Here is a 23,211-nt window from a genome sequence, read left to right on the forward strand (position 1 = left end):
TGCCTGCGGTGCGGTGCGGTGCTCCGTCGGAGCGGTGTCGTGCGATGCCGGTCGCCCCGCGACGGGGCCCGGCGTCATCGGGTCTGCGGGGTCGGGATCGCCGTGGCCGACGCTAGCCCGGAGGCCGCGCCGGACGCGGGAGGCGCGCTCGGGGTCCCGGCGGTCACCCCGCCTGAGGCCTCGGCGGATCCGGGGATGGCCGAACCCGGGTCGACCGCGGCCGCGCCGTCCTGCGAAGTAGCAGCCTGGAGGGCCGCCGCGCGCTTCTTCGGGTCGCTCTCGATGGTGAGCGGGACCCCGGAGAGGAGCGAGTTGCCGATGAGCGTGTCGGCGGTGAGCGCCGTCGTCGCGCCGTCCTTCGCCTGCGGGGTGCCCTGGATGGTGCCGTCGAGCGAGAGGAAGGAGGGCGACGCGCTGGCGACCATGCCGAGGGCCTGCGCGTTCCGCGCCAGGTTCTGCGGGGACGACAGCCGGTCGACGTCCTCGGTCAGCGCCTGGTGGGTGCGGTCGAGCTCCTTCTGCTGCTGCTGGAGCGACTGGATCGCGTAGGCCCCGTCGGACAGGCCGATGGAGAGCAGGAGCTGCGCGAGGAGGACGGCGAAGAGCCCGCCGACCACGATCACGGCATAGACGGTGCGCGGTCGCGCGCGCCGCTGGCCGCGGGTGGCGACGACCTCGATGTGGCGGGTGGGCGGCTCGGCGGACGGCCGGATCCGGGGACGCGCGGTCGCGCGTGCTGCATCGGTCATGCGTGTCGCCTCCTGGCTCGTTCGGCGGCGCGCAACCGGACGGAAGCGGCGCGGGGGTTCTGGGCGATCTCGTGCTGGTCCGCGAGCTCGGCGCCGCGGACGAGGAGCTTGAGCTCCGGACGGTGCTCGGGGAGCTCGACGGGGAGCCCCACGGGCGCGGTGCTCGTGGACCGGGCGCGCAGCTCGCGCTTCACGATGCGGTCCTCGAGCGACTGGTACGACTCCACGACCACGCGTCCCCCGACGGCGAGCCGGTCGATCGCGGCCGGCATCGCGCGCGCCAGCACGCTCAGCTCCTGGTTGACCTCGATGCGCAGCGCCTGGAACACGCGCTTGGCCGGGTGCCCGGCCCGCTGCACCGCGGCGGGCGTGGCCTGCTGGATGATCTCGACGAGCCGCGCCGACGTGGTGATCGGCTCCACCTCACGCGCCTGGACGATGCGGCTGGCGTAGCGGGGGGCGAGCTTCTCCTCGCCGTAGTCGTAGAAGATGCGGCGCAGCTCGAGCTCGTCGTACTCGGCCACGACCTGCGCCGCGGTGAGGCCGGCCGTGCCGTCCATGCGCATGTCGAGCGGCGCGTCCTGCGAGTACGAGAACCCGCGCTCGACGCGGTCCAGCTGGAGCGACGAGACGCCGAGGTCGAAGAACACGCCCTGCACCTGCCCGATCCCCAGCCCGTCGAGCGCCCGCCCGATGCCGTCGTAGACCGTGTGCACGAGGTGGACCCGGTCGCCGAAGCGCGCGAGACGCTCCCCCGCGATGGCGAGGGCGTCCGGGTCTCGGTCCAGGCCCACCAGGCGGAGGCCGGGCAGCGCGTCGAGGAACGCCTCGGAGTGGCCGGCCATCCCGAGGGTGGCGTCGACCAGCACGGCGCCCTCGCCCTGGAGGGCGGGGGCGAGCAGCTCGAGGCACCGCTCGAGGAGGACGGGGGTGTGGATGTCGTCGAGGGCCATGGCATCCCGCTGTCCTGTCCGCGGCTCCTGATCCCCATCCGTCCCGACCTGCCACCGGGGAAGTGCGGCAGGGCGTCGGACGGCTGGGAGTCAGGGGCCGGGGTCAGAACAGGCCGGGGATCACCTCCTCCGCGGTGTCGGCGAACGCGCTCTCGTTGGCGGTGAGGTAGTCGTCCCACGTGCCGGCGTCCCAGATCTCGACGCGGCTGCCCGCGCCGATGACCGCCAGCTCGCGGTCGAGTCCCGCGTAGGTGCGGAGCGCCTGCGGGATGGTGATGCGGTGCTGCTTGTCCGGCGTCTCGGCGTTCGCCCCGGACAGGAAGACGCGCATGTAGTCGCGCGCCTGCTTGCTCGCGAGCGGCGCCTGGCGCATGCGGTCGTGCAGCTCCTCGAACTCGCGCGTCGTGAACACGTAGATGCAGCGGTCCTGGCCGCGGGTCATGACGACGCCGCCCTCGAGCTCGTCGCGGAACTTCGCGGGGAGGATGAGCCGCCCCTTGTCGTCGAGACGAGGCGAATGGGTGCCGAGGAACACACCGACACCCCCTGTCTCTCCGGCCGTGGTTCAGGACTTGCTCCACTTTACTCCACAGCCCTCCACCCACCGCCAGGGACGCGGGGTGAATTCGCGGGGACTGTCCCCCGATCCCAGTGATCTGCTGGCCCTTCTCGCGGGGAGGGATGTGGAGGGGAATGTGACGACCGGCGCGCCGCGGGCACGCAGAAGTGCCCCACGGGCGGTCCGAGGACGGCCGGCGGGGCGCTGGGGAGGGATATGGGCGGTGGAGGGGACAGGAGAAGGGGCCGATCCCGGTTCGGGATCGGCCCCTTCGGGTCGAGTGGAGGGCGGTGGAGGACCGCCTCAGCGGGAGGTCAGTCCTGACCGCCCTGGCGCTTCTCCCAGCGATCGTTGATGCGGTCCATGAATGAGGACGAGGAGGAGGGTCGCTTCCCGGCGCCGCGGCCGGGCGATCGAGGCGCACCCGGGGACGAAGCACCGGCAGCCGCCTCACGCGGGCTGAAGATGAGGAGCGCGCCCACGATCATGATCGCGAAGCCGAGGATGCCGATGATGGCCAGCTTGGTGATGACGCCGGCGGCCAGCGCGGCGATGCCGAGGACGATGACGAGCACCCCGACCACGACCATCGTGTAGTTCGGTCTGCTGCGGCGACCGCTGACGGTCGCCACGAAGTCTGCGTCGTTGTGATAGAGACTGCGCTCCATCTCCTCCAGCAGGCGCTGCTCTTGCTCGGAAAGCGGCATCATGTTCCCCTCAGGCTCGGGACGACGCGTTGGTATTCACTCGTGAATTCTAGCTCCCTGCCCCTGGCTAGGCTAGGCGAGTGCCCGAAAGCGACCGCCTCGTCAGCCACGTCCAGACCCGCCTCGACGACTTCCTGACGGCGCAGGCGGCGGGACTGCGGGAGATCAGCCCGGATCTTGTGCCCATCCAGGAGTTCTCCTCGGATCTGCTGAGAGGCGGGAAGCGGTTCCGCGCGCAGTTCTGCTACTGGGGATGGCGTTCGGTGATCGACCTCGAGCCCTCGCCCGCGGGGCGCCCGCAGGGCGAGGAGCGACCGGGGTACCGCGCCGTCGTCGGCGTCGCCGCGGGCCTCGAGATCTTCCATGCCGCTGCGCTCGTGCACGACGACATCATCGACAGGTCCTCCACGCGTCGCGGCCGACCCGCCGCCCACCGGCGCTTCGAGGCGCTGCATGCCGCCGGCGGCTGGGTCGGGTCCTCGCCGCACTTCGGCGAGGCGGGCGCGATACTCCTCGGCGACCTGCTCCTGGGGTGGAGCGACGAGCTCCTCATCGACTCGCTCCTCGCGCTCGCTGACGGGTCGGCGGCCCGCGCCACGCGCGCCGAGCTGGCGACGATGCGGACCGAGGTCACGCTCGGCCAGTACCTCGACGTGCTGGAGGAGGTCGCGTGGCCGACCGTGCCGGAGGACGACACGCTCGCCCGCGCCCATAACGTGATCGTCTACAAGTCCGCGAAGTACAGCATCGAGGCGCCGCTCGTCGTGGGGGCGAGCCTCGCCGGGGCGACGCCCGAGCAGGTCGCCGCCCTCCGCGCCGTGGGGCTGCCGCTCGGCGTCGCGTTCCAGCTGCGCGACGACGTGCTCGGCGTCTTCGGGGACAGCGCCGTGACCGGGAAGCCGAGCGGCGACGATCTCCGCGAGGGCAAGCGCACGGTCCTCATCGCGCTGGCCCGCCGTCGCCTGCCAGACGGGGTTCGCCGGACGGTCGACGCGCTCCTCGGTGATCCGGACCTCGACGACGAGCAGATCCGCGCGCTCCAGTCGATCCTCCGCGAGAGCGGCGCCCTCGACGAAGTCGAGGGGATGATCGCCCGCCACGTGCGGGAGTCCCTGGCGGCGTTGCGGGATGCCCCGATCAGCGCCCGGGCGAGAAATCAGCTCGAGCTGCTCGTCGACAGCGTCACCCGCCGCGTCACCTGAGCGCGACAGGGGCGGCGCGGCGGCAGGCCGAGGACCAGGCGTGCGTCGGTCAGGCGCTGGCCTGCGCGACCCGACGCACCTCGGCCTTGCGCCCGGCCAGCAGGGCGTCGACGGGGGCCGCTCCGAGGCTCGGCTCCTCGGTGAGGAGCCAGTGCATGGCCTCCTCGTCCGTGAAGCCGTTGTCGCCGAGCACGATGATCGTGCCACGCAGCTCGGACAGCGGCTCGCCGTCTCGCAGGAAGACAGCCGGCACCTTCAGCACGCCGTCGAGGCGGACCGCGAGGAGGCGCCTGTCCTCGATGAGCCGGCGCACGCGGCTGACGGTGAGACCCAGGAGGTCGACGAGATCGGGGACGGTCAACCACTCACGGTCGGCATAGGGCTCGTTCACGACTCACATGCTGGCACGTCCCGGGTCGACCGGGGAACGGGCGGCCGGCGACCGAGGCGTTCGGCGGCGACGCGCGCCTGCCTATCCGCCGAAGGGGCGTGTCGCTGTTCACTCCAGTCACATGCGTCCCTTATGTGTTCTTTTCTCTACCTGCGTGTTAACGTGGAACACCTGCATCAGGGAATCGAGCACGACGGCCGGAGTAGACCAGCATGCCCATGAGCGAACCCACTTCCCCTCGCGACCCCCACCGGTCCGCGGACGCCGCCAACGGACGCTCGGCGAATCGCCGCTCCAAGGCGCTGCTCGCGACGATGCCCATCGTGCTCGTCGGCTCCCTCGCGGTGAGCCTCGGCATGGCGACGCCCGCGGAGGCGGCCCCCGTCAAGCGCGTGCCCAAGGCCAAGTCCGGTCCGACGCAGACCAAGCTCCCCCGGGTACAGGCTCCGACGGCCGCCCCGACGGCGGCGCCCACCGTGGCCGCTCCCTCGACGTACGTGGTCGAGCAGGGAGACACCGTGGCCAGCATCGCCGGACGCTACGGCCTCTCCACCGCATCCGTGCTCGCGCAGAACGGCCTCGGCTGGAAGACCACGATCTTCCCCGGCCAGACGCTCACGCTCGGCGGATCAGGGGCGTCGTCGTCGGCGCCCGCAGCGGCGTCCACGGGATCGGGCGCCAGCTACACCGTCGTCGCGGGCGACACCGTCTCGGGCATCGCCGGACGGCACGGCGTGTCGGCGTCCTCCGTGCTCCAGGCGAACGGCCTCCAGGCCACCAGCACGATCTTCCCCGGCAACCGCCTCACGATCCCCGGCGCCGGATCCACCGCGGCGCCGGCCGCGCCCTCCGTGCCCGCCAGCGCCTCCCCTGCCGCGAAGGAGGGGCTGTCCGGCACCTACACGATCGAGACCGGCGACACGCTGCACAGCATCGCGAAGGAGTCCGGCGTCACCGTGCAGGACATCCTCAACGCCAACGGCCTCAACTGGTCGAGCATCATCTACGCGGGCAGGACGCTGACCATCCCCCACGCATCGGCTTCCGTCGTGCAGGTGGCGTCGCTCAACGGGACGACGATCATGACCGACGAGATGCGTCGCAACGCGCGCACCATCGTCGAGGTCGGACGCTCCGTCGGCGTGAGCGACTACGGGCTCGTCATCGCGCTCGCGACCGCCGCGCAGGAGTCGACCCTCCGCAACCTCGACTGGGGCGACCGCGACTCCATCGGCCTGTTCCAGCAGCGCCCGAGCCAGGGATGGGGCACGCCCGACCAGCTCCACGACACCCGCTACGCGGCGCGGGCGTTCTTCGGCGGCCCCCTGAACCCCAACCCCGGCCTCACCGCCGGGCTCCTCGACATCGCCGGATGGAAGTCCATGACCGTCACGCAGGCGGCGCAGGCCGTGCAGTACTCCGCGTACCCCGACGCGTACGCCAAGTGGGAGGCCTCCGCCTGGGCCTGGCTCGACGAGATCGGCTGACGCCGATCCGCAGGCGCACCCGCCGGGCGGCGCACCGGTGTGCCGGGGAGGCCCCGGCACCGGCGATCCCTAGAATCATCCAGTGACCTCCAGCCCGACCGACCCCATGATCGGCCGTCTCCTCGACGGTCGGTACCAGGTCAGGTCCCGCATCGCGCGCGGCGGCATGGCGACGGTCTACGTGGCGACCGACCTCCGGCTGGAGCGCCGCGTCGCCGTCAAGGTGATGCACGGGCACCTCGCCGACGACAGCGCGTTCCGCGACCGCTTCATCCAGGAGGCGCGCTCGGCCGCGCGGCTGGCGCATCCCAACGTCGTGAACGTCTTCGACCAGGGCCAGGACTCGGACATGGCGTACCTCGTCATGGAGTACCTCCCGGGCATGACGCTGCGCGAGCTGCTGCAGGAGTACGAGCGGCTGACGCCCGAGCAGACCCTCGACATCCTCGAGGCCGTGCTCTCGGGCCTCGCCGCCGCGCACAAGGCCGGCATCGTGCACCGCGACCTGAAGCCCGAGAACGTGCTGCTCGCCGACGACGGGCGCATCAAGATCGGCGACTTCGGCCTGGCGCGCGCCGTCAGCGCGAACACCGCGACCGGGCAGGCCCTGCTCGGCACCATCGCGTACCTCTCCCCCGAGCTCGTCACCCGGGGCATCGCGGACACCCGCAGCGACATCTACGCGGTCGGCATCATGATGTACGAGATGCTCGCCGGCGAGCAGCCGTTCAAGGGCGAGCAGCCGATGCAGATCGCGTACCAGCACGCGAACGACCAGGTGCCCACCCCCAGCACGGCCAACGCGTCCGTGCCGGTCGAGCTCGACGAGCTGGTGCTGTGGGCGACCGCCCGGGATCCCGAGCAGCGGCCGCGCGACGCCCGGGCGCTCCTGGACGAGCTCTACGCCGTCCAGAACCGCCTGGACGCCCGCTCAGGGGATCCGGCTCCGCTCCAGCGCACCGTCGTCTTCCCGAGCGCACCGGCCCTCCCCTCCGTCACGACCGGCGAGACGCAGGTCGTGGGCGGTCCGCCCGTGATGACGCGGCAGGAGACGGAGCGCACCGAGCCGGAGTCCGTCGTCGCGCTCGCCGCCGCCGGATCGCGCCGACGTTCGCGCGGCTGGATGCTGGCGCTGCTCGTCGTGATGCTCGCCGCCCTCGCCGGCGGCACCGGGTGGTACTACGGCCAAGGTCCGGGCGCGCGGATCCCCGTGCCGCAGGTCACCGCCATGGCGGTCGACGACGCGGCGGGCACGCTCCAGGGCCAGGGCTTCGTCGTGGCGCGCGCCGAGGAGCCGAGCGTGGACGTCGAGGTGGGGCACGTGACCCGCAGCGTCCCGGCATCGGGGACGCCCGTCGACCAGGGTTCCACCGTGACCGTCTACGCCTCGACCGGACCGAGGCTGCTCGACGTGCCCGATGTGGCCGGGGCCGCCGAGGCGGACGCCCGCACGCGCCTGGAGGGCGTGCCCTTCGTGGTGCAGGAGGCGACCATCAAGCAGTACGGCGACGCCGCCCCGGGCACCGTCGTGCAGGTGCTCGACCCCTCGGGAGCCCCGCTCGGCGCCCAGTACCCGGAACAGCAGCCCGTGACCCTGGTGGTCGCCGCGGGTCGGATCCCCGACGTCGCCGGGCGCTCGGTGGACCAGGCCGTCGCCACGCTCGCCCAGGCGGGACTCGTCGGCGAGGCGGGCAAGCAGAGCTTCAGCGACGACGTCGACGCGGGCGAGGTCATCTCGGTCTACCAGCTGGACCAGAACCCGGTGCGCTCCGGCCTCGGCGACGCCCCCGGGAGCAAGGTGGGGCTCGAGATCTCCAAGGGACCGGACCTCGTCGCGGTTCCGAAGGTCGTCGGCCTCACGCGCGATGGAGCGAAGGCCGAGCTCGACAAGGCGGGCTTCAAGTACGCGTACTCCGCGTTCTGGGATGCCCTGCCCGACAGCATCACGAAGGTCGCGTCGGCGAGCCCGGATGCGGGGGCCATGGTCCGCCGCGGGTCCACCGTCAACCTCGGCATCACTGCCTCCGGCTGATCCGGCGCTCACCACCGCGGACCAGGCATGACGATGCCCCGTCGCCTCGACGGCGGCGGGGCATCATCGTGCGGGCGGGGTCAGCTGCGCGCTGCGGCCAGCTCCTCCGCGACGAGGAACGCGAGCTCGAGGCTCTGCATGTGGTTGAGCCGCGGGTCGCACAGCGACTCGTAGCGGGTCGCGAGCGTGGCCTCGTCGATGTGCTCGGATCCGCCCAGGCACTCGGTGACGTCGTCGCCCGTGAGCTCGATGTGGATGCCGCCCGGGTGCGTGCCCGCCGCTCGATGCGCCTGGAAGAAGCCCTGCACCTCGTCCACCACGTCGTCGAAGCGCCGCGTCTTGTAGCCGGTGGGCGTGGTGAGGCCGTTGCCGTGCATGGGGTCGGTGACCCAGAGCGGGTTCGCGTCCGACGCCTTGACGGCCTCGAGCAGGGGCGGGAGGGCGTCGCGGATCCTTCCCGCGCCCATGCGCGTGATGAAGGTCAGCCGGCCGGGTTCGCGGTCCGGGTCGAGCTTCTCGATGAGCTCGTGGACCGTCTCCGGCGTGGTGGACGGTCCGAGCTTGACGCCCAGCGGGTTGCGGACGCGCGAGAGGAAGTCGACGTGCGCGCCGTCCAGGTCGCGCGTGCGCTCCCCGATCCAGATGAAGTGCGCGGACGTGTTGTACGGCGTGCCCGTGCGCGAGTCGATGCGCGTCATGGGGCGCTCGTAGTCCATGAGGAGCCCCTCGTGGCCGGTGTAGAACTCGACGCGCTTGAGGTCGTCGAAGTCGGCGCCCGCGGCCTCCATGAACTTGATGGCGCGGTCGATGTCGCGCGCGAGCTGCTCGTAGCGCTGGTTCGCCGGGTTCGCGGCGAAGCCCTTGTTCCAGCTGTGGACCTCGCGGAGGTCGGCGAAGCCGCCCTGCGTGAAGGCGCGGATGAGGTTGAGCGTCGAGGCGGCCGTGTGGTAGCCCTTCACGAGGCGCGCGGGATCCGCGGCGCGCGACTCCGGCGTGAATTCGTAGCCGTTGACGATGTCGCCGCGGTACGCGGGCAGCGTCAGGTCGCCGCGCGTCTCCGAGTCGCTCGAGCGGGGCTTCGCGAACTGGCCGGCCATGCGGCCCATCTTGACGACCGGCATGGCCGCGCCGTAGGTGAGGACGACGGCCATCTGGAGCACGGTCTTCACGCGGTTGCGGATGGCGTCCGCCGTGGCGCCCGCGAAGGTCTCGGCGCAGTCGCCGCCCTGGAGGAGGAACGCGCGGCCGTCCGCGGCGGCGGCGAGGCGCGAGCGCAGGAGGTCGACCTCGCCGGCGAAGACCAGGGGCGGCAGCAGGGCGATCTCGGCGGACGCGGCGTGGACGGCCGCGGCGTCGGGCCACTGCGGCTGCTGCTTGACCTCGAGCGTGCGCCAGTGGTCGAGGCCGGCGAGGACGTCGGGATGGGCGGGGACGAGGTGCTCAGAGGCCACGGTGGGATCCCGGTTCGTGTCGTGCGCGTGGTGCGCGGTGGAGGCGGTGCGGGCGTCGGTCAGCGGGCCGCGCTCGCGCGCTTCTCCTTGACCGAGGTCGCATAGACGTCGACGTACTCCTGGCCGCTCAGCCTCGAGAGCTCGTACATGATCTCGTCGGTGATGGAGCGGAGGATGAAGCGGTCTCCCTCGAGGCCGGCGAACCTACTGAAATCTAGCGGCTCGCCGATGACCACACCAATCCGCCGGACCTTCGGGATGCGGGTGCCGATGGGCATGACCTTCTCGGTGTCGATCATCGCGATCGGGACGACCGGGACGTCGCCCTCGAGGATCATGCGCGCCACGCCCGTGCGGCCGCGGTACATGCGCCCGTCGGGGCTGCGGGTGCCCTCGGGGTAGATGCCGAGCATGCGGCCCTCGGCGAGCACGCGGAGGCCCGTGTTGAGCGACGCCTCGGACGCCTTGCCGCCGGAGCGGTCGATGGGCAGCATGCCCGTGGCCGTGAAGAACATCTTGGTGGCCCAGCCCTTGAGGCCGGTGCCGGTGAAGTAGTCGCTCTTCGCGAGGAAGACGAGGTTGCGGTCGACCAGGAGCGGCAGGAACACCGAGTCGATGAACGACAGGTGGTTGCTCGCGAGGATCACGCCGCCCTTGGCGGGGATGTTCTCCAGCCCGGTGACCCACGGTCGGAACGTGCTCCGGAGGAGGGGTCCGGCGACCAGGTTCTTCATGAACCAGTAGAACATCGTCGGTCACCTTCCGGGTGGGGTCGCATCCAGCATAGGCGGCCGGGGCGGCGCGACGCCGCAGGCCGGCGCCCGGGCTCAGGCCCCGTGGTGCAACGCGGCGGCGTGACGTCGGGCGAGGTCGGCCGCGCCCACGACGCCGGCGTCGTTCACGAGCTCGGCGATGCGGAACTCGGGCTCCGGGTGGTAGCCGCGGGCCGGGAGGTGCGCGAGGTACGCCTCGCGGATGGGGTCGAGCAGCAGGTCGCCCGCCTGCGCGACGCCGCCGCCGATCACGAACATCTGGGGATCGAGGATCGCGCCGATGCTCGCGGCCGCCTCGCCGAGCCAGCCGCCGAGGCGGCGGAGGGCGAGGAGCGCGCCGGGGTCGCCGGCCTGGATGAGGTCGCTGACGTCGTGGCCGGTGAGCGTCCCCACCTCGCGGCGGCGGGCGGCGAGGCCCTCCCCGTGCGTCCCGCCGAGGTCGGCCAGCTCGTCGGCGGTGCGCAGGAGCGCGCGGCCGGATCCGTACTGCTCGATGCATCCGCGGGCGCCGCAGCCGCACGGCAGGCCGTCGGGCACGACGCGCATGTGCCCGAGCTCCGCGCCCGCGCCGAAGCCGCCGCGGAAGAGCCGGTCGTCGGCGACGATCGCGCCGCCCACGCCCGTGCCGATCGTGAGGGTCACCATGTCGCTGACCAGGCGGCCCGCGCCGTAGCGGAACTCGGCCCACCCGGCGGCGTTCGCGTCGTTCTCGATGACGATGGGGAGGTCGATGCGGCCGCGCAGCTTCTCCCGCACCGGCTCGTTGCGCCAGTTGATGTTCGGGGCGTAGTAGACGGTGGACTGCGCGGCGTCGATGAAGCCGGCCGCGGCCACGCCGACCGCGACGACGTCGGGATGCTGGGCACGGAGCCGCGCGACCATCCCGACGACGGCCTCGACGATCGCGTCGGGGCTGCTCGCCTCGGTGGGCGTGCGCTCCTCCGCCGTGATGACGCCGAGCTCGTCGACCACGGCTCCCGCGATCTTGGTCCCGCCGATGTCGATCCCTACTGCATGCACTCCGCGGGCCCTTCCTCATCGTCTCGCCCGTCGATCCTACTGACGCGCCGGACGCCCCCGACCGGGGACGAGCGCCCGGCGGGCCCGGCCCGTAGTCTGATCACATCCATTTCCGGTACCGAGGGAGTTGCCGTGGAACAGCACACCATGCCCGCCGTCGTCGAGGCGAGACCCGACGACAACATCACCGACGTCCTGGTGCACCGCGTGAGGACGAGCCCCGACGCTCCGCTGTTCGCGCTGCCGGACGGGTCGGGCGGGTGGAGCGACGTCTCGGCGTCCGAGTTCCACCGCCAGGTCGTCGCCCTCGCGAAGGGACTCGTCGCCGCGGGGATCGAGCCGGGCGAGCGCATCGGCATGATGTGCCGGACGCGCTACGAGTGGACGCTCGTGGACTTCGCGGTGTTCTTCGCCGGAGCCGTCCTCGTGCCGGTCTACGAGACCTCCTCCCCCGGCCAGGTGCACTGGAACATGCAGGACTCGGGCAGCGTCGCCATGATCCTCGAGTCCGCCGAGCACTTCTCCCGCTTCGACGAGGTGCACCCGGAGCTGCCCGCCGTCCGCCGCGTCTGGCAGATCGACCTCGGCGACCTGGACAAGCTCGCCGAGCAGGGCGTCGACGTGCCGGACGCCGAGATCGAGCGACGCCGGAACATCGCGGTCGGCTCGGATATGGCGACGCTCATCTACACCTCCGGGACCACCGGCCGGCCCAAGGGCTGCATCCTCACGCACGCGAACTTCGTGGAGCTCGCGCGGAACGCCGAGGTGGCGATGGAGGAGGTCGTGCAGGTCGGCGCCTCGACGCTGCTGTTCATCACGACGGCGCACGTGTTCGCGCGCTTCATCTCCATCCTCAACGTGCAGGCGGGCGTGAAGACCGGGCACCAGGCCGACACGACGCAGCTCCTGCCCGCGCTCGCGTCCTTCCGGCCCACGTTCCTGCTCGCGGTCCCGCGCGTCTTCGAGAAGGTCTACAACTCCTCGGAGCAGAAGGCCGAGGGCGCGGGCCGCGGGAAGATCTTCCGCCGGGCGGCCGACGTCGCGTACGCGCACTCGGTCGCGGTCGACGCCGGATCCGTGCCGCTCGCGCTGAAGCTGCAGTACAAGGTCTTCGACGCGCTCGTGTACTCCAAGATCCGGCAGGCGATGGGCGGGCGCGTGCGCTTCGCCGTCAGCGGGTCCGCGCCGCTGGGCCTCCGGCTCGGGCACTTCTACCGATCGCTCGGCCTCACCATCCTCGAGGGCTATGGACTCACGGAGACGACGGCGCCCGTGAGCGTGAACCTCGTGAGGGGCTTCCGCATCGGCACGGTGGGCCCGGCCATGCCCGGCGTGACCACGCGCATCACCGACGAGGGCGAGATCCAGGTGAAGGGCGTCAACGTCTTCGACGGCTACTGGCAGGACGAGGAGGCGACCGCGGCGGTCTTCGACGACGGGTGGTTCCGCACGGGCGACCTCGGCAGCTACGACGCCGACGGCTACCTCACGATCACGGGCCGCAAGAAGGAGATCATCGTGACCGCCGGCGGGAAGAACGTCGCCCCGGCCGCGCTCGAGGACCCGATCCGGGCGAACCCGCTCGTCGGGCAGGTCGTGGTGGCGGGCGACCGGCGGCCGTTCATCTCGGCGCTCATCACGCTGGATCCGGAGATGCTCACGGTCTGGCTCGGGAACAACGGCCAGGACCCGGCCATGTCGCTCGAGCAGGCCTCGCAGAACCCGGCGGTGCTCGCCGAGGTGCAGCGCGCGGTCGACGCGGCGAACGCGACGGTGTCGCGCGCCGAGTCCATCCGCAAGTTCGTCGTGCTGCCGGTGGAGCTGACCGAGGCGGCCGGGCACCTGACGCCGAAGCTGAGCATCAAGCGCCAGGTGGTGCTCGACGCCTTCGCCGACGTGATCACCCGGATCTACGAGGCGGCGCCGACCACCGAGGGGCACTCGCTGGTCCACTGACCGACGCCGTCGACCCGCGCGAGCGCGCGGGTCGACGGAGCGGGCGGGGTCAGAACCAGTCGGACTCGCGGACCTGCTTCATGGCCTCGCGGCGGCGCTGCTTGTCGAGCCGGTCGAGGTAGACGAGGCCGTCGAGGTGGTCGACCTCGTGCTGGAAGGCCTGCGCGAGCACGCCCGTGCCCTCGATGCGGACGGGCTTCCCGTCGAGGTCGAGTCCCGAGATGACGGCCTCGGGGTGGCGCATGGTGGGGAACCAGAGGCCCGGCACCGAGAGGCAGCCCTCGTCGACGAGGACGGCCTCGCCGCGGAGCTCCTCGATGACGGGGTTGAGGACGTAGCCGAACGCCGGCCCCACGTTGTAGCTGAATGCCCGGAGGTTGACGCCGATCTGCGCGGCGGCCACCCCGGCACGGCCGTCGGGCCGCACGCTGTCGAGGAGGTCCTCGACCAGGGCGCGCACGCCCTCGTCGATCTCGTGGATCTCCGAGGAGACGGTCTTCAGCACCGGATCGCCGAACAGGCGGATCTGTCGTTCAGTCATTCTCTGCTTCCGTGGGTCCTCATTCGGCGGCGGGTCAGGATCGACCGGCCCCCGCGGGCGCGTCGCCCCGCCCATTCTCCCGTGCCCAGTCGGCCACCGCGGACTCGGCGGCGAGCAGCGCGTTCTCGACGATCTCCGTCACGGCCGGGTGCGGCCAGTACTGCGCACGCGCGAGACCGGTGACCCGGTGGCCGAGGCTCGCGGCCAGGAGGAGCGGCTGGATCAGCGCCGCCGAGTCCGAGCCGATGATGTGCGCGCCGAGGAGCGTGCCGCCGTCGCGCGGATCCACCACGAGCTTGCAGAACGACGTCGTGTCCTCGAGCGCCCAGCCCCATGCGGTGGACGAGTACGGCTGCTCGATCGTGACGACGGGTCCGGCCGCGCGCGCCTCCGCCTCGGTCAGGCCGAAGGACCCGATCTGCGGGCGCGAGAAGACCGCCTGCGGCACGGGACCGGGCGCTCCCCCGACGAGGTCGTCCGGGTGCAGCAGGTTGTGCTGCACGACGCGGGCCTGGTGGTTGGCGACGTGCTTGAGCTGGTGGTCGGCGCTGATGTCGCCGAGCGCGAAGACGCCGGGCACCGGCTCGCCGCCCGCGAGCACGCGCTGCCGGTCGTCCACGACGATGCGGCCGTCATCGTGCAGGTCGTAGCCCGCGTTCGCGACGGCGAGCGTGTCCGTGTTGGGGACGCGGCCGAGCGCGACGAGCACGGCCTCCGTCTCGACCAGGTGGCCGGAGGCGAGGCGCGAGCGGAGCACGTCGCCGTCGCGCTCGATCTCCTCGACCTCGCAGTCGGTGATGACGTCCCACTGCGTGCGGGCGAGCGTGGTGAAGCGCGTCGAGACGTCGGCGTCGAGGTTGCCGAGCAGGTGGGCGGACCGGGCGACCTGCGTCACGTGGACGCCGAGGTGGCTGAATACGTGCGCGAACTCGGCCGCGACGTAGCCGCCGCCGACGATGAGGAGCGAGGCGGGCAGCTCGGCGATCCGCATGATCGAGTCGGAGTCGTGGATGTCCGGATCGGGCGCGTAGGCGGCCTGCAGCGGCCGGGGGCGGGAGCCCGCCGCGAGCACGATGCGGTCGGCGAGGATGCGCTGGCCGCTCGCCGAGACGAGCACGCCGGGGGCCTCGAAGCCGACGCTCTCGCGCAGCAGCGTGACGTTCTCCATCCCGCTCTCGCGCCACTCGCGACCGCCCTCGCTGATCGCGTCGATGCGGCCGAAGACGCGCGCGCTGATCGCGGGCCAGTCCACGGCGTCGACCGACGCGCGGATCCCGAGGGCGGCGCCGTCGCGCGTCTCCGCCGCCACGTCCGCCACGTGGACGAGCATCTTCGTCGGGATGCAGCCCGCGTTGAGGCACGTGCCGCCGAAGTGCTCGCCGTCGTCGACGAGCAGCACGCGCTGGTCGGCGAAGCGCTCGTCGGCGATCGAGTTGCCGGATCCGGCCCCCACGATCACGAGGTCGTAGCGCTCGTCCTGCTGCGGGTCTCGGTCCGTCATGTCCTGGCTCATCTCCTACTGCTCGACGACCACGAGCAGGTCGCCCGCGTCGACCTGCTGGGTGGTCGGCACCGCGAGGCGCGCGACGCGTCCCGCGACGGGCGACGTGATGGCCGCCTCCATCTTCATCGCCTCGATGGATGCGACGGGCTGGCCGGCGGCGACGACCTGGCCCTCCTCGACCTTCAGCGTGACGACGCCGGAGAACGGCGCCGACACGTGGCCGGGGTTCGTCGGGTCGCCGCGCTCGGCGACGGCGGTCGTGACGGCGATGCCGCGGTCGCGCACGAACACCGGGCGGAGCTGGCCGTTCATGACGACCATGACGGTGCGCATGCCCGACTCGTCGGCGTCGCCCACGGCTTCCAGCCCGATGAGGACCTCGACGCCCCTGCTGATCCGCACCGCGTGCTCCTGCCCCGGGCGCAGGCCGTGCAGGTAGTCGTCCGTGTCGAGCACGGAGAGGTCGCCGAACAGCTCGCGGATGGTCTCGAACTGCTCCGTCGGCTGCGGGAAGAGGAGGTGGTTGAGCGTGCGGCGCCGGGCGGCCCCCGGCACCTCGAGGGCGGCGCGGTCCTCGGCGGACACCGGCGTGACGCCGATGCGCACGTCGCGTCCCTGGAGCACGCGGGTGCGGAAGGGCTCCGGCCAGCCGCCGGGCAGGTCGCCCAGCTCGCCGGCCATGAAGCCGACCACCGAGTCGGGGATGTCGTAGTCCTGGGGGTTCCGCTCGAAGTCGGCCGGATCGGCCTTCGCGGCCGCGAGCTGGAGGGCGAGGTCGCCGACCACCTTCGAGGACGGCGTGACCTTGGGGATCCGGCCGAGGATCCGGTCGGCCGCGGCGTACATGTCCTCGATCAGCTCGAAGTCGTCGGCGAGCCCGAGCGCGATCGCCTGCTGCCGGAGGTTCGAGAGCTGGCCCCCCGGGATCTCATGCCGGTACACGCGCCCGGTCGGCCCCGCGAGCCCGGACTCGAACGGCCGGTACAGGCGGCGCACGGCCTCCCAGTACGGCTCGAGGTCGCTGACCGCGTCGAGCGAGAGGCCCGTGTCGCGCTCGGTGTCCGCGAGGGCGGCGACGAGCGCGGACGCCGAGGGCTGGCTCGTGGTGCCCGACATGGGCGCGCTCGCGACGTCCACCGCGTCGGCGCCGGCGTGGCTCGCCGCCAGCAGGGTCGCGAGCTGGCCGCCCGCGGTGTCGTGCGTGTGGACGTGGACGGGGAGGTCGAACTCGCGGCGGAGCGCGGTGACGAGCTTCTCGGCGGCGGCGGGACGCAGGAGCCCGGCCATGTCCTTGATCGCGAGGATGTGCGCGCCCGCCGCCACGCTGCGCTCGGCCAGCCGCACGTAGTAGTCGAGCGTGTAGAGCTCCTCCGACGGGTCGAGCAGGTTGCCCGTGTAGCAGAGGGCGACCTCGGCGACCGTGGTGCCGGTGGCGAGCACGGAGTCGATCGCGGGCCGCATCCGCTCGACGTCGTTGAGCGCGTCGAAGATGCGGAACACGTCGACGCCCGTGGCCGCCGCCTCCCGCACGAACGCGTCGGTGACCTCGGTGGGGTACGGCGTGTAGCCGACGGTGTTCGCGCCGCGCAGCAGCATCTGGATCGCGACGTTCGGGAGCGCATCGCGCAGCGACGCGAGCCGTTCCCACGGGTCCTCCCCGAGGAAGCGCAGCGCCACGTCGTAGGTGGCGCCACCCCAGGCCTCGACGGAGAGGAGCTCGGGCGTCGTGCGCGCGACGTACGGGGCCACCGCCACCAGGTCGCGCGTGCGGACGCGCGTGGCCAGCAGCGACTGGTGGGCGTCGCGGAAGGTCGTCTCCGTGACCGCGAGGGCGGTCTGCGCGCGCAGGGCCTCGGCGAAGCCGCGCGGTCCGAGCTCGAGGAGCCGCTGGCGGGATCCCGCGGGGGCCGGCAGCCGGAGGTCCACGTCGGGCAGCTTGTCGGCGGGCCGGACGACCGCGGTGCGCGGCCCGTTCGGCTGGTTGACGGTGACGTCGGCGAGCCAGTTGAGGATCTTCGTGCCGCGGTCCTTCGACACGTTGCTGCGGACGAGGCCGGGACGCTCGTCGATGAAGGACGTGCTGATGTCGCCCGCCTGGAAGTCGGGGTCGTCGAGCACGCCCTGCAGGAACGGGATGTTCGTGGACACGCCCCGGATCCGGAACTCGGCGAGGGCGCGCTTGGCGCGTGTGACGGCGGCCGGGAAGTCGCGGCCGCGGCACGTGAGCTTCGCGAGCATCGAGTCGAAGTGGGGGCTGATCTGCGCGCCGGTCGCGACCGTGCCGCCGTCGATGCGGATCCCGCCGCCGCCCGGCGAGCGGTACGTCGTGATCTTGCCGGTGTCCGGCCGGAAGCCCTGGGTGGGATCCTCCGTCGTGATCCGGCACTGCAGCGCCGCGCCGCGCAGCACGATCGCGTCCTGTCGGAGGCCGAGCTCCGTGAGGGTCTCCCCCGCCGCGATGCGCATCTGCGACTGGACGAGGTCGACGTCCGTCACCTCCTCGGTCACGGTGTGCTCGACCTGGATGCGCGGGTTCATCTCGATGAAGACGTGCTGGCCCGCCCGCGGCCCGTCGGTGTCGAGCAGGAACTCGACCGTGCCGGCGTTGACGTAGCCGATGCTGCGCGCGAAGGCGACGGCGTGCGCGTGCATGGCGTCGCGGATCGCGGGATCGAGGTTCGGCGCGGGCGCGATCTCGACGACCTTCTGGTGCCGGCGCTGCACCGAGCAGTCGCGCTCGAAGAGGTGCACGGTCTCCCCCGTGGCGTCGGCGAGGATCTGCACCTCGATGTGCCGCGGCCGGAGCACGGCCTGCTCGAGGAACATGGTCGGGTCGCCGAACGCGCTGTCCGCCTCGCGCATCGCGGCGCGGAGCGCGTCCTCCAGGTCCTCCGCGCGTTCGACGCGCCGCATGCCGCGGCCTCCGCCGCCCGCGACGGCCTTGGCGAAGATCGGGAAGCCGATGCCCGCCGCCTGCTCGAGCAGCAGCTCCACGTCGGTCGACGGCGGCGTGGACGCGAGCACCGGCACGCCGGCCGCGGTCGCGTGCTCCTTGGCCGTGACCTTGTTGCCGGCCATCTCGAGCGCCCCGGCGTCGGGGCCGATGAAAACGATGCCGTTCGCCGCCGCGGCGCGCGCCAGGTCCGGGTTCTCCGACAGGAAGCCGTACCCCGGGTAGATGGCGTCGGCGCCCGACTCCTTCGCCACGCGGATGATCTCGTCGACGTCGAGGTACGCGCGGACCGGATGGCCCTCCTCGCCGATCAGGTACGCCTCGTCCGCCTTGAGCCGGTGCAGCGAGTGCCGGTCCTCGTGCGGGTAGACGGCGACCGTGCGGGCGCCCAGCTCGACGGCGGCCCGGAACGCGCGGATCGCGATCTCCCCGCGGTTGGCGACCAGGATCTTCTCGAACATGGCGGGGCCTCTCGTCGGATGGGGCTCGGGCACCCCCGCGTTTAGGTCTTCCCAGAGTATCGACGGTAGCCTCTCCCACGTGCATGTACTGAGCGTCAGCTCCCTCAAGGGGGGCGTGGGAAAGACCACAGTGACCCTGGGACTGGCGTCCGCCGCCTTCTCCCGCGGCTTGAGGACCCTCGTGGTCGACCTCGACCCGCAGGCCGACGTGTCCACGGGCATGGACATCCAGGTCGCCGGGCACCTCAACGTGGCCGACGTCCTCGCCTCGCCCAAGGAGAAGATCGTCCGCGCGGCCATCGCGCCCAGCGGGTGGACCAAGGGCCGCCCCGGCACGATCGACGTCATGATCGGCAGCCCGTCGGCCATCAACTTCGACGGACCGCACCCCAGCATCCGCGACATCTGGAAGCTCGAGGAGGCCCTCGCGAACGTCGAGGCCGACTACGACCTCGTGCTCATCGACTGCGCGCCCTCGCTCAACGCCCTCACGCGCACCGCGTGGGCGGCCAGCGACCGCGTCACCGTCGTCACCGAGCCCGGCCTCTTCTCCGTCGCCGCCGCCGACCGCGCGCTGCGCGCCATCGAGGAGATCCGCCGCGGCCTCTCCCCGCGCCTGCAGCCCCTCGGCATCATCGTCAACCGCGCCCGCGTCCAGTCGCTGGAGCACCAGTTCCGCATCAAGGAGCTCCGCGACATGTTCGGCCCGCTCGTGCTGAGCCCGCAGCTGCCCGAGCGCACCTCGCTCCAGCAGGCGCAGGGCGCCGCCAAGCCGCTGCACGTGTGGCCCGGCGAGAGCGCGCAGGAGATGGCGCGCAACTTCGACCAGCTGCTCGAGCGCATCATGCGCACGGCGAAGATCGGCGACTACGCGGAGAACGCAGCGCGCTGACCCGTCCGCTCCCGATCGCCGCTCCTCCTCGAGGGGCGGCGTTCGTCGTCTCCGAGGCCGGGCGGGAGTACCGCCGACCCGGGCTCGGGTCTAGGACGCCTTGACGGCGCGACGCGCGGCGAGCTCGTCGGTGGGATCCACGGTCTGCGTGTCGATCTCGACGAGGGAGTGCTCGACCTCGCGGAGGACCTTGCCGACGGCGATGCCGAAGACGCCCTGACCGCGGCTCACGAGGTCGATGACCTCGTCGTTGCTGGTGCAGAGGTAGACGCTGGCGCCGTCGCTCATGAGCGTGGTCTGCGCGAGGTCGACGACGCCGGACTCGCGGAGCTGGTTCACGGCGGTGCGGATCTGCTGCAGGGAGATGCCGGTGTCGAGGAGGCGCTTGACGAGCTTGAGCACGAGGATGTCGCGGAAGCCGTAGAGGCGCTGCGTGCCGGAGCCGGATGCCCCGCGGACGGTGGGCTCGACCAGGCCGGTGCGGGCCCAGTAGTCGAGCTGGCGGTAGGTGATCCCCGCGGCACGCGCGGCCACGGCACCACGGTAGCCGGCGCTCGCGTCCATCTCCGGGAGGCCGTCGGTGAAGAGCAGACCGAGGTCGTAGCGCCCGGAGTCCGGGGTGGAGTCGCTCATCGTTCTGCCTTCCACCCCTCAGCGCTCGCCCCGGTGGGGTTCGCGCGCTGCTCGGGTCGGTTCGTCGGGTTCGTGTTCTCACGGTAGCGGGGCCCGCGGGCCCGATCAACGACATCCGGCGGAAGCGCCCGGCGTGTCGTCCCGGCCCTCCACCGCGCCCCCGTCGGGGGTGCGCATCGACCGGTCCCGACGGATCCCTCCGGCATGCGGATGGCCCCGTGCGGACACGTCAGCCTATCGGCCCCGCTCGTCGACGCGAACGCGGTCAGGACGAGAGGCGGCCGAGCGCGGAGCGGATGAGGCTCCCCCGCACGACCTCGAGCTGCGTGGCGATCTCGCGGGCGAGCTCCGCGGCGTGCGCGCGGCTCGACGCGTCGCGGCGGCGGGACACGGGCACCAGGGCGGACTCGATGAGGCTCAGCTCACGCTCCGCCGCCTGGCGGAATCCGCGGAGGTGGCGCGGCTCGATGCCGGTGCGCTGCAGCTCGACGAGCGCGCGCATCACCTGCACGGCCTCCTCGCCGTAGACCTCCGCCGGCATGAGCACGCCCGCCGTGATGGCGTCGCCGAGGAGCGGGGCGGTGGCGCCGGACTCGCGCACGAGCTCGGCGCGGCTGTAGCGGCGCTCCTGGTCGAGCATGGAGGCCGACGGGACGGGCGCGCCGCCGGGGAGCGCGGGTGAGAGCCCGGCGTCGACGTCGTGCAGGTAGGAGCGGATGACCTTGAGCGGGAGGTAGTGGTCGCGCTGCATCCCGAGGACGGTGCGCAGGCGCTCGACGTCGGCGGGACTGAACTTGCGGTAGCCGGACTCCGTGCGGGACGGCTGGACCAGTCCCTGCTCCTCGAGGAAGCGGAGCTTGCTGTTGGTCAGGTCGGGGAACTCCGGCGTGAGGCGCGCCAGCACCTGCCCGATGCTGAGGAGACCGGGGGTGCGGGCTGGCGTCGACCGGGCGGCGGACGCCGGCACTACTCGGTCGTCCGGCCGACGAGGTCGGTGCGCGACGCGTAGAACGTGAGACGGAACTTGCCGACCTGCACCTCCGCGCCGTCCTGGAGGAGAGCGGTGTCGATCCGCACGCCGTCGAAGTAGGTGCCGTTGAGGGAACCGAGGTCCTTGACCTGGAACGACGTGCCCTGGCGGACGAACTCCGCATGGCGGCGCGACACGGTGACGTCGTCGAGGAAGATGTCGGCGTCCGGGTGGCGGCCGGCGACCGTGACGTCGGCATCGAGGAGGAAGCGCGCGCCCTGGTTGGGGCCACGGCGGACGACGAGGAGGGCGGATCCCGAGGGGAGCGCCGTGACGGCGTCCTTCTCCTCCGCGGAGATGGCGCCGTCGAGGCCCGCGAGCGCCGCCCCGAGCTCATCGCGGAAGGTGGCCGTGGTGTCCGTGCTCGTGTACTGCTCGGGCACGCGCGTGGCGCCGTGACCCTCTTCGCGTCCATCCATGGTGGTACCTCCTGTGACCTGACAGCGTAACGGATCGGACACGGCCGGGACCACGGTGGACGGCACCCGGGCGTGGCCCCGTTCGGGGTCAGCGGGAGGAGGCGCGCGGCTCGTCGCCGAGCTCGCCCGAGCGCGTGACGTCCGCCTCGAGGGCCTGGGCCGGGGCCGCGAGCCGGGCGTCGTGCTCGGTGCCCATGCTCTTCTCGTCGAAGGGGTCGCCGCCGCCGAGGACGAGCGCGACCCGGTCGGCGTCGATGCCGCGGGTCCAGGTGCCGATGAGGAGGGTCGCGACCGCGTTGCCGGTGAAGTTCGTGAGGGCGCGCGCCTCCGACATGAAGCGGTCGATGCCGACGATGAGCCCGACGCCGTCCACCAGGTCGGGGCGGTGCGACTGCAGGCCGCCCGCGAGGGTCGCGAGGCCCGCTCCCGTGACGCCCGCCGCGCCCTTCGACGCGATGATCATGAAGACGAGGAGCGACACCTGCTCGCCGAGGGCCAGCGGGCTGCCGAGCGCGCGCGCGATGAAGAGCGACGCCATCGTGAGGTAGATCGCCGTGCCGTCGAGGTTGAACGAGTAGCCCGTGGGCACGGTGATGCCGACGACGGGCTTGGAGACGCCCACGTGCTCCATCTTCGCGATGAGGCGCGGCAGCGCGACCTCCGACGACGACGTCGAGACGATGAGGAGGTACTCGCGGCCGAGGTACCGCATGAGCTTGAAGATGTTGACGCGGGCGACGAGCCACAGGAGCGTGCCCAGGATCACCACGATGAACAGCGCGCACGTGATGTAGAAGCCGATCATGAGGGTCGCGAGGCTGATGACGGCCTGGAACCCGGTGGCGCCGACGACCGCGGCGATGGCGCCGAACGCGCCGACAGGGGCCACCCACATCACCATGCTCAGGATGCGGAACACGAGGACCTGGATGTTGCGGATCCCCTCGAGCACGGGCTCGCCGCGCTTCCCCAGCTGCTGCAGCGCGAAGCCGACGAGGAGCGCCACGAAGAGGGTCTGCAGGATGCTGCCCGAGGTGAGCGACGAGAGCAGCGACGTCGGGATGATCGAGAGGAGGAAGTCCGTCTCGCCGGTCGCCTCCGTCGAGCCCGCCGGCGCGCGCAGGCCGCTCAGGTCGAGGCCGTCGCCCGGGTGGATGAGGTTGCCGACGACGAGGCCGATCGCGAGCGCGAACGTCGACATGACGATGAAGTAGAGGAGCGCGAGGCCGCCGACGCGACCCACGGTGGCCGCCTTCGCGACCGAGCCGACACCGAGCACGATGGTGCAGAAGATGATGGGCGCGATCATCATCTTGATGAGGGCCACGAACGCGTCGCCGATGGGCTTCAGCGCCACGCCCGTCTCGGGGGCGACGAGCCCGACCGTGACGCCCAGGATCACCGCGACGATGACGGCGATGTAGAGGTAGTGCTGGCGGTCCAGGCGGCGGAGCGCGGCGATGGGGTGGGTCATGGGACGTCCTTGTCTCGTGAG

At 72.1% G+C, this 23,211-nt stretch carries 20 protein-coding genes; 5 read left to right on the forward strand and 15 right to left on the reverse strand.

Going from position 1 to position 23,211, the window contains the following annotated elements; genetic code table 11:
• Positions 1 to 74 precede the first annotated feature (74 nt).
• The 4 genes from ITJ40_RS09565 to ITJ40_RS09580 all read right to left on the reverse strand — a co-directional run bounded on the left by ITJ40_RS09565 (position 75) and on the right by ITJ40_RS09580 (position 2,971).
• Positions 75 to 749: a hypothetical protein gene (locus tag ITJ40_RS09565; RefSeq protein WP_194666779.1), complete on the reverse strand. Its 675-nt coding sequence runs from the start codon at positions 747 to 749 to the stop codon at positions 75 to 77.
• Positions 746 to 1,702 carry a 16S rRNA (cytosine(1402)-N(4))-methyltransferase RsmH gene (gene rsmH / locus ITJ40_RS09570; RefSeq protein ID WP_194666780.1) on the reverse strand — a complete coding sequence of 319 codons (957 nt, stop codon included), beginning with the start codon at positions 1,700 to 1,702 and terminating at the stop codon, positions 746 to 748. The genes ITJ40_RS09565 and rsmH overlap by 4 nt, the downstream gene beginning before the upstream one ends.
• Positions 1,703 to 1,805: 103 nt before the next feature.
• A complete protein-coding gene (gene mraZ, locus ITJ40_RS09575) occupies positions 1,806 to 2,237 on the reverse strand; it encodes a division/cell wall cluster transcriptional repressor MraZ (RefSeq protein ID WP_194666781.1) in 432 nt (143 codons plus the stop codon).
• 338 nt (positions 2,238 to 2,575) lie between these two features.
• Positions 2,576 to 2,971 carry a DUF3040 domain-containing protein gene (locus tag ITJ40_RS09580; RefSeq protein ID WP_194666782.1) on the reverse strand — a complete coding sequence of 132 codons (396 nt, stop codon included), beginning with the start codon at positions 2,969 to 2,971 and terminating at the stop codon, positions 2,576 to 2,578.
• A gap of 77 nt (positions 2,972 to 3,048) precedes the next feature.
• On the opposite strand from ITJ40_RS09580, the gene ITJ40_RS09585 reads away from it, so the two are divergent.
• Positions 3,049 to 4,170, forward strand: coding sequence for a polyprenyl synthetase family protein (locus ITJ40_RS09585; protein ID WP_194666783.1), 1,122 nt, complete (start codon positions 3,049 to 3,051; stop codon positions 4,168 to 4,170).
• A gap of 49 nt (positions 4,171 to 4,219) precedes the next feature.
• On the opposite strand, the gene ITJ40_RS09590 is transcribed toward ITJ40_RS09585, so the two are convergent.
• Positions 4,220 to 4,561, reverse strand: coding sequence for an Rv2175c family DNA-binding protein (locus tag ITJ40_RS09590; protein ID WP_086505910.1), 342 nt, complete (start codon positions 4,559 to 4,561; stop codon positions 4,220 to 4,222).
• Between the two features lie 212 nt (positions 4,562 to 4,773).
• Between ITJ40_RS09590 and ITJ40_RS09595 the strand changes: the two genes are divergently transcribed.
• Together ITJ40_RS09595 and pknB are read left to right on the forward strand one after the other, a co-directional pair.
• Complete coding sequence (locus tag ITJ40_RS09595) at positions 4,774 to 6,048, forward strand: LysM peptidoglycan-binding domain-containing protein (protein ID WP_194666784.1); 1,275 nt, start codon at positions 4,774 to 4,776, stop codon at positions 6,046 to 6,048.
• 82 nt (positions 6,049 to 6,130) lie between these two features.
• Positions 6,131 to 8,080 (forward strand): Stk1 family PASTA domain-containing Ser/Thr kinase, encoded by a 1,950-nt coding sequence (gene pknB / locus ITJ40_RS09600; protein ID WP_194666785.1) that lies wholly within the window; start codon positions 6,131 to 6,133, stop codon positions 8,078 to 8,080.
• Between the two features lie 80 nt (positions 8,081 to 8,160).
• On the opposite strand, the gene ITJ40_RS09605 is transcribed toward pknB, so the two are convergent.
• The 3 genes from ITJ40_RS09605 to ITJ40_RS09615 form a co-directional block, all read right to left on the reverse strand.
• Positions 8,161 to 9,531, reverse strand: a complete 1,371-nt coding sequence (locus ITJ40_RS09605) for a class II 3-deoxy-7-phosphoheptulonate synthase (RefSeq protein ID WP_194666786.1) — start codon at positions 9,529 to 9,531, stop codon at positions 8,161 to 8,163.
• 59 nt (positions 9,532 to 9,590) lie between these two features.
• On the reverse strand, positions 9,591 to 10,280 hold the full coding sequence (locus tag ITJ40_RS09610) for a 1-acyl-sn-glycerol-3-phosphate acyltransferase (RefSeq protein ID WP_086507413.1): 690 nt from the start codon (positions 10,278 to 10,280) through the stop codon (positions 9,591 to 9,593).
• A gap of 78 nt (positions 10,281 to 10,358) precedes the next feature.
• Positions 10,359 to 11,324 carry an ROK family glucokinase gene (locus ITJ40_RS09615; RefSeq protein ID WP_194666787.1) on the reverse strand — a complete coding sequence of 322 codons (966 nt, stop codon included), beginning with the start codon at positions 11,322 to 11,324 and terminating at the stop codon, positions 10,359 to 10,361.
• A 132-nt stretch (positions 11,325 to 11,456) separates the two neighbouring features.
• On the opposite strand from ITJ40_RS09615, the gene ITJ40_RS09620 reads away from it, so the two are divergent.
• The gene (locus ITJ40_RS09620; RefSeq protein WP_194666788.1) at positions 11,457 to 13,283 is read left to right on the forward strand and encodes an AMP-dependent synthetase/ligase; all 1,827 of its coding nucleotides are present in this window, start codon (positions 11,457 to 11,459) and stop codon (positions 13,281 to 13,283) included.
• A gap of 49 nt (positions 13,284 to 13,332) precedes the next feature.
• Here the strand turns inward: ITJ40_RS09620 and ITJ40_RS09625 are convergent, their stop codons facing one another.
• The 3 genes from ITJ40_RS09625 to ITJ40_RS09635 are packed head-to-tail and all read right to left on the reverse strand — an operon-like array spanning position 13,333 to position 18,742.
• Positions 13,333 to 13,824: a peptide deformylase gene (locus ITJ40_RS09625; protein WP_043586449.1), complete on the reverse strand. Its 492-nt coding sequence runs from the start codon at positions 13,822 to 13,824 to the stop codon at positions 13,333 to 13,335.
• A gap of 34 nt (positions 13,825 to 13,858) precedes the next feature.
• Positions 13,859 to 15,325, reverse strand: a complete 1,467-nt coding sequence (locus ITJ40_RS09630) for a mycothione reductase (protein WP_194666789.1) — start codon at positions 15,323 to 15,325, stop codon at positions 13,859 to 13,861.
• A gap of 15 nt (positions 15,326 to 15,340) precedes the next feature.
• Positions 15,341 to 18,742, reverse strand: coding sequence for a pyruvate carboxylase (locus ITJ40_RS09635; RefSeq protein ID WP_194666790.1), 3,402 nt, complete (start codon positions 18,740 to 18,742; stop codon positions 15,341 to 15,343).
• A 79-nt stretch (positions 18,743 to 18,821) separates the two neighbouring features.
• Between ITJ40_RS09635 and ITJ40_RS09640 the strand changes: the two genes are divergently transcribed.
• Positions 18,822 to 19,634 (forward strand): ParA family protein, encoded by an 813-nt coding sequence (locus ITJ40_RS09640; RefSeq protein WP_012038568.1) that lies wholly within the window; start codon positions 18,822 to 18,824, stop codon positions 19,632 to 19,634.
• A gap of 90 nt (positions 19,635 to 19,724) precedes the next feature.
• Here the strand turns inward: ITJ40_RS09640 and ITJ40_RS09645 are convergent, their stop codons facing one another.
• The 4 genes from ITJ40_RS09645 to ITJ40_RS09660 form a co-directional block, all read right to left on the reverse strand.
• Positions 19,725 to 20,267 carry a MerR family transcriptional regulator gene (locus tag ITJ40_RS09645; protein ID WP_012038569.1) on the reverse strand — a complete coding sequence of 181 codons (543 nt, stop codon included), beginning with the start codon at positions 20,265 to 20,267 and terminating at the stop codon, positions 19,725 to 19,727.
• A 265-nt stretch (positions 20,268 to 20,532) separates the two neighbouring features.
• Positions 20,533 to 21,234: a MerR family transcriptional regulator gene (locus ITJ40_RS09650; RefSeq protein WP_194666791.1), complete on the reverse strand. Its 702-nt coding sequence runs from the start codon at positions 21,232 to 21,234 to the stop codon at positions 20,533 to 20,535.
• The gene (locus tag ITJ40_RS09655) at positions 21,234 to 21,716 is read right to left on the reverse strand and encodes an FHA domain-containing protein (RefSeq protein ID WP_194636378.1); all 483 of its coding nucleotides are present in this window, start codon (positions 21,714 to 21,716) and stop codon (positions 21,234 to 21,236) included. Before ITJ40_RS09655 ends, ITJ40_RS09650 begins: the two co-directional genes overlap by 1 nt.
• 88 nt (positions 21,717 to 21,804) lie before the next feature.
• Positions 21,805 to 23,190 (reverse strand): cation:dicarboxylate symporter family transporter, encoded by a 1,386-nt coding sequence (locus ITJ40_RS09660; protein WP_194666792.1) that lies wholly within the window; start codon positions 23,188 to 23,190, stop codon positions 21,805 to 21,807.
• Positions 23,191 to 23,211: the final 21 nt, after the last annotated feature.

Source organism: Clavibacter sp. VKM Ac-2872 (assembly GCF_015351105.1).
GTDB lineage: Bacteria > Actinomycetota > Actinomycetes > Actinomycetales > Microbacteriaceae > Clavibacter.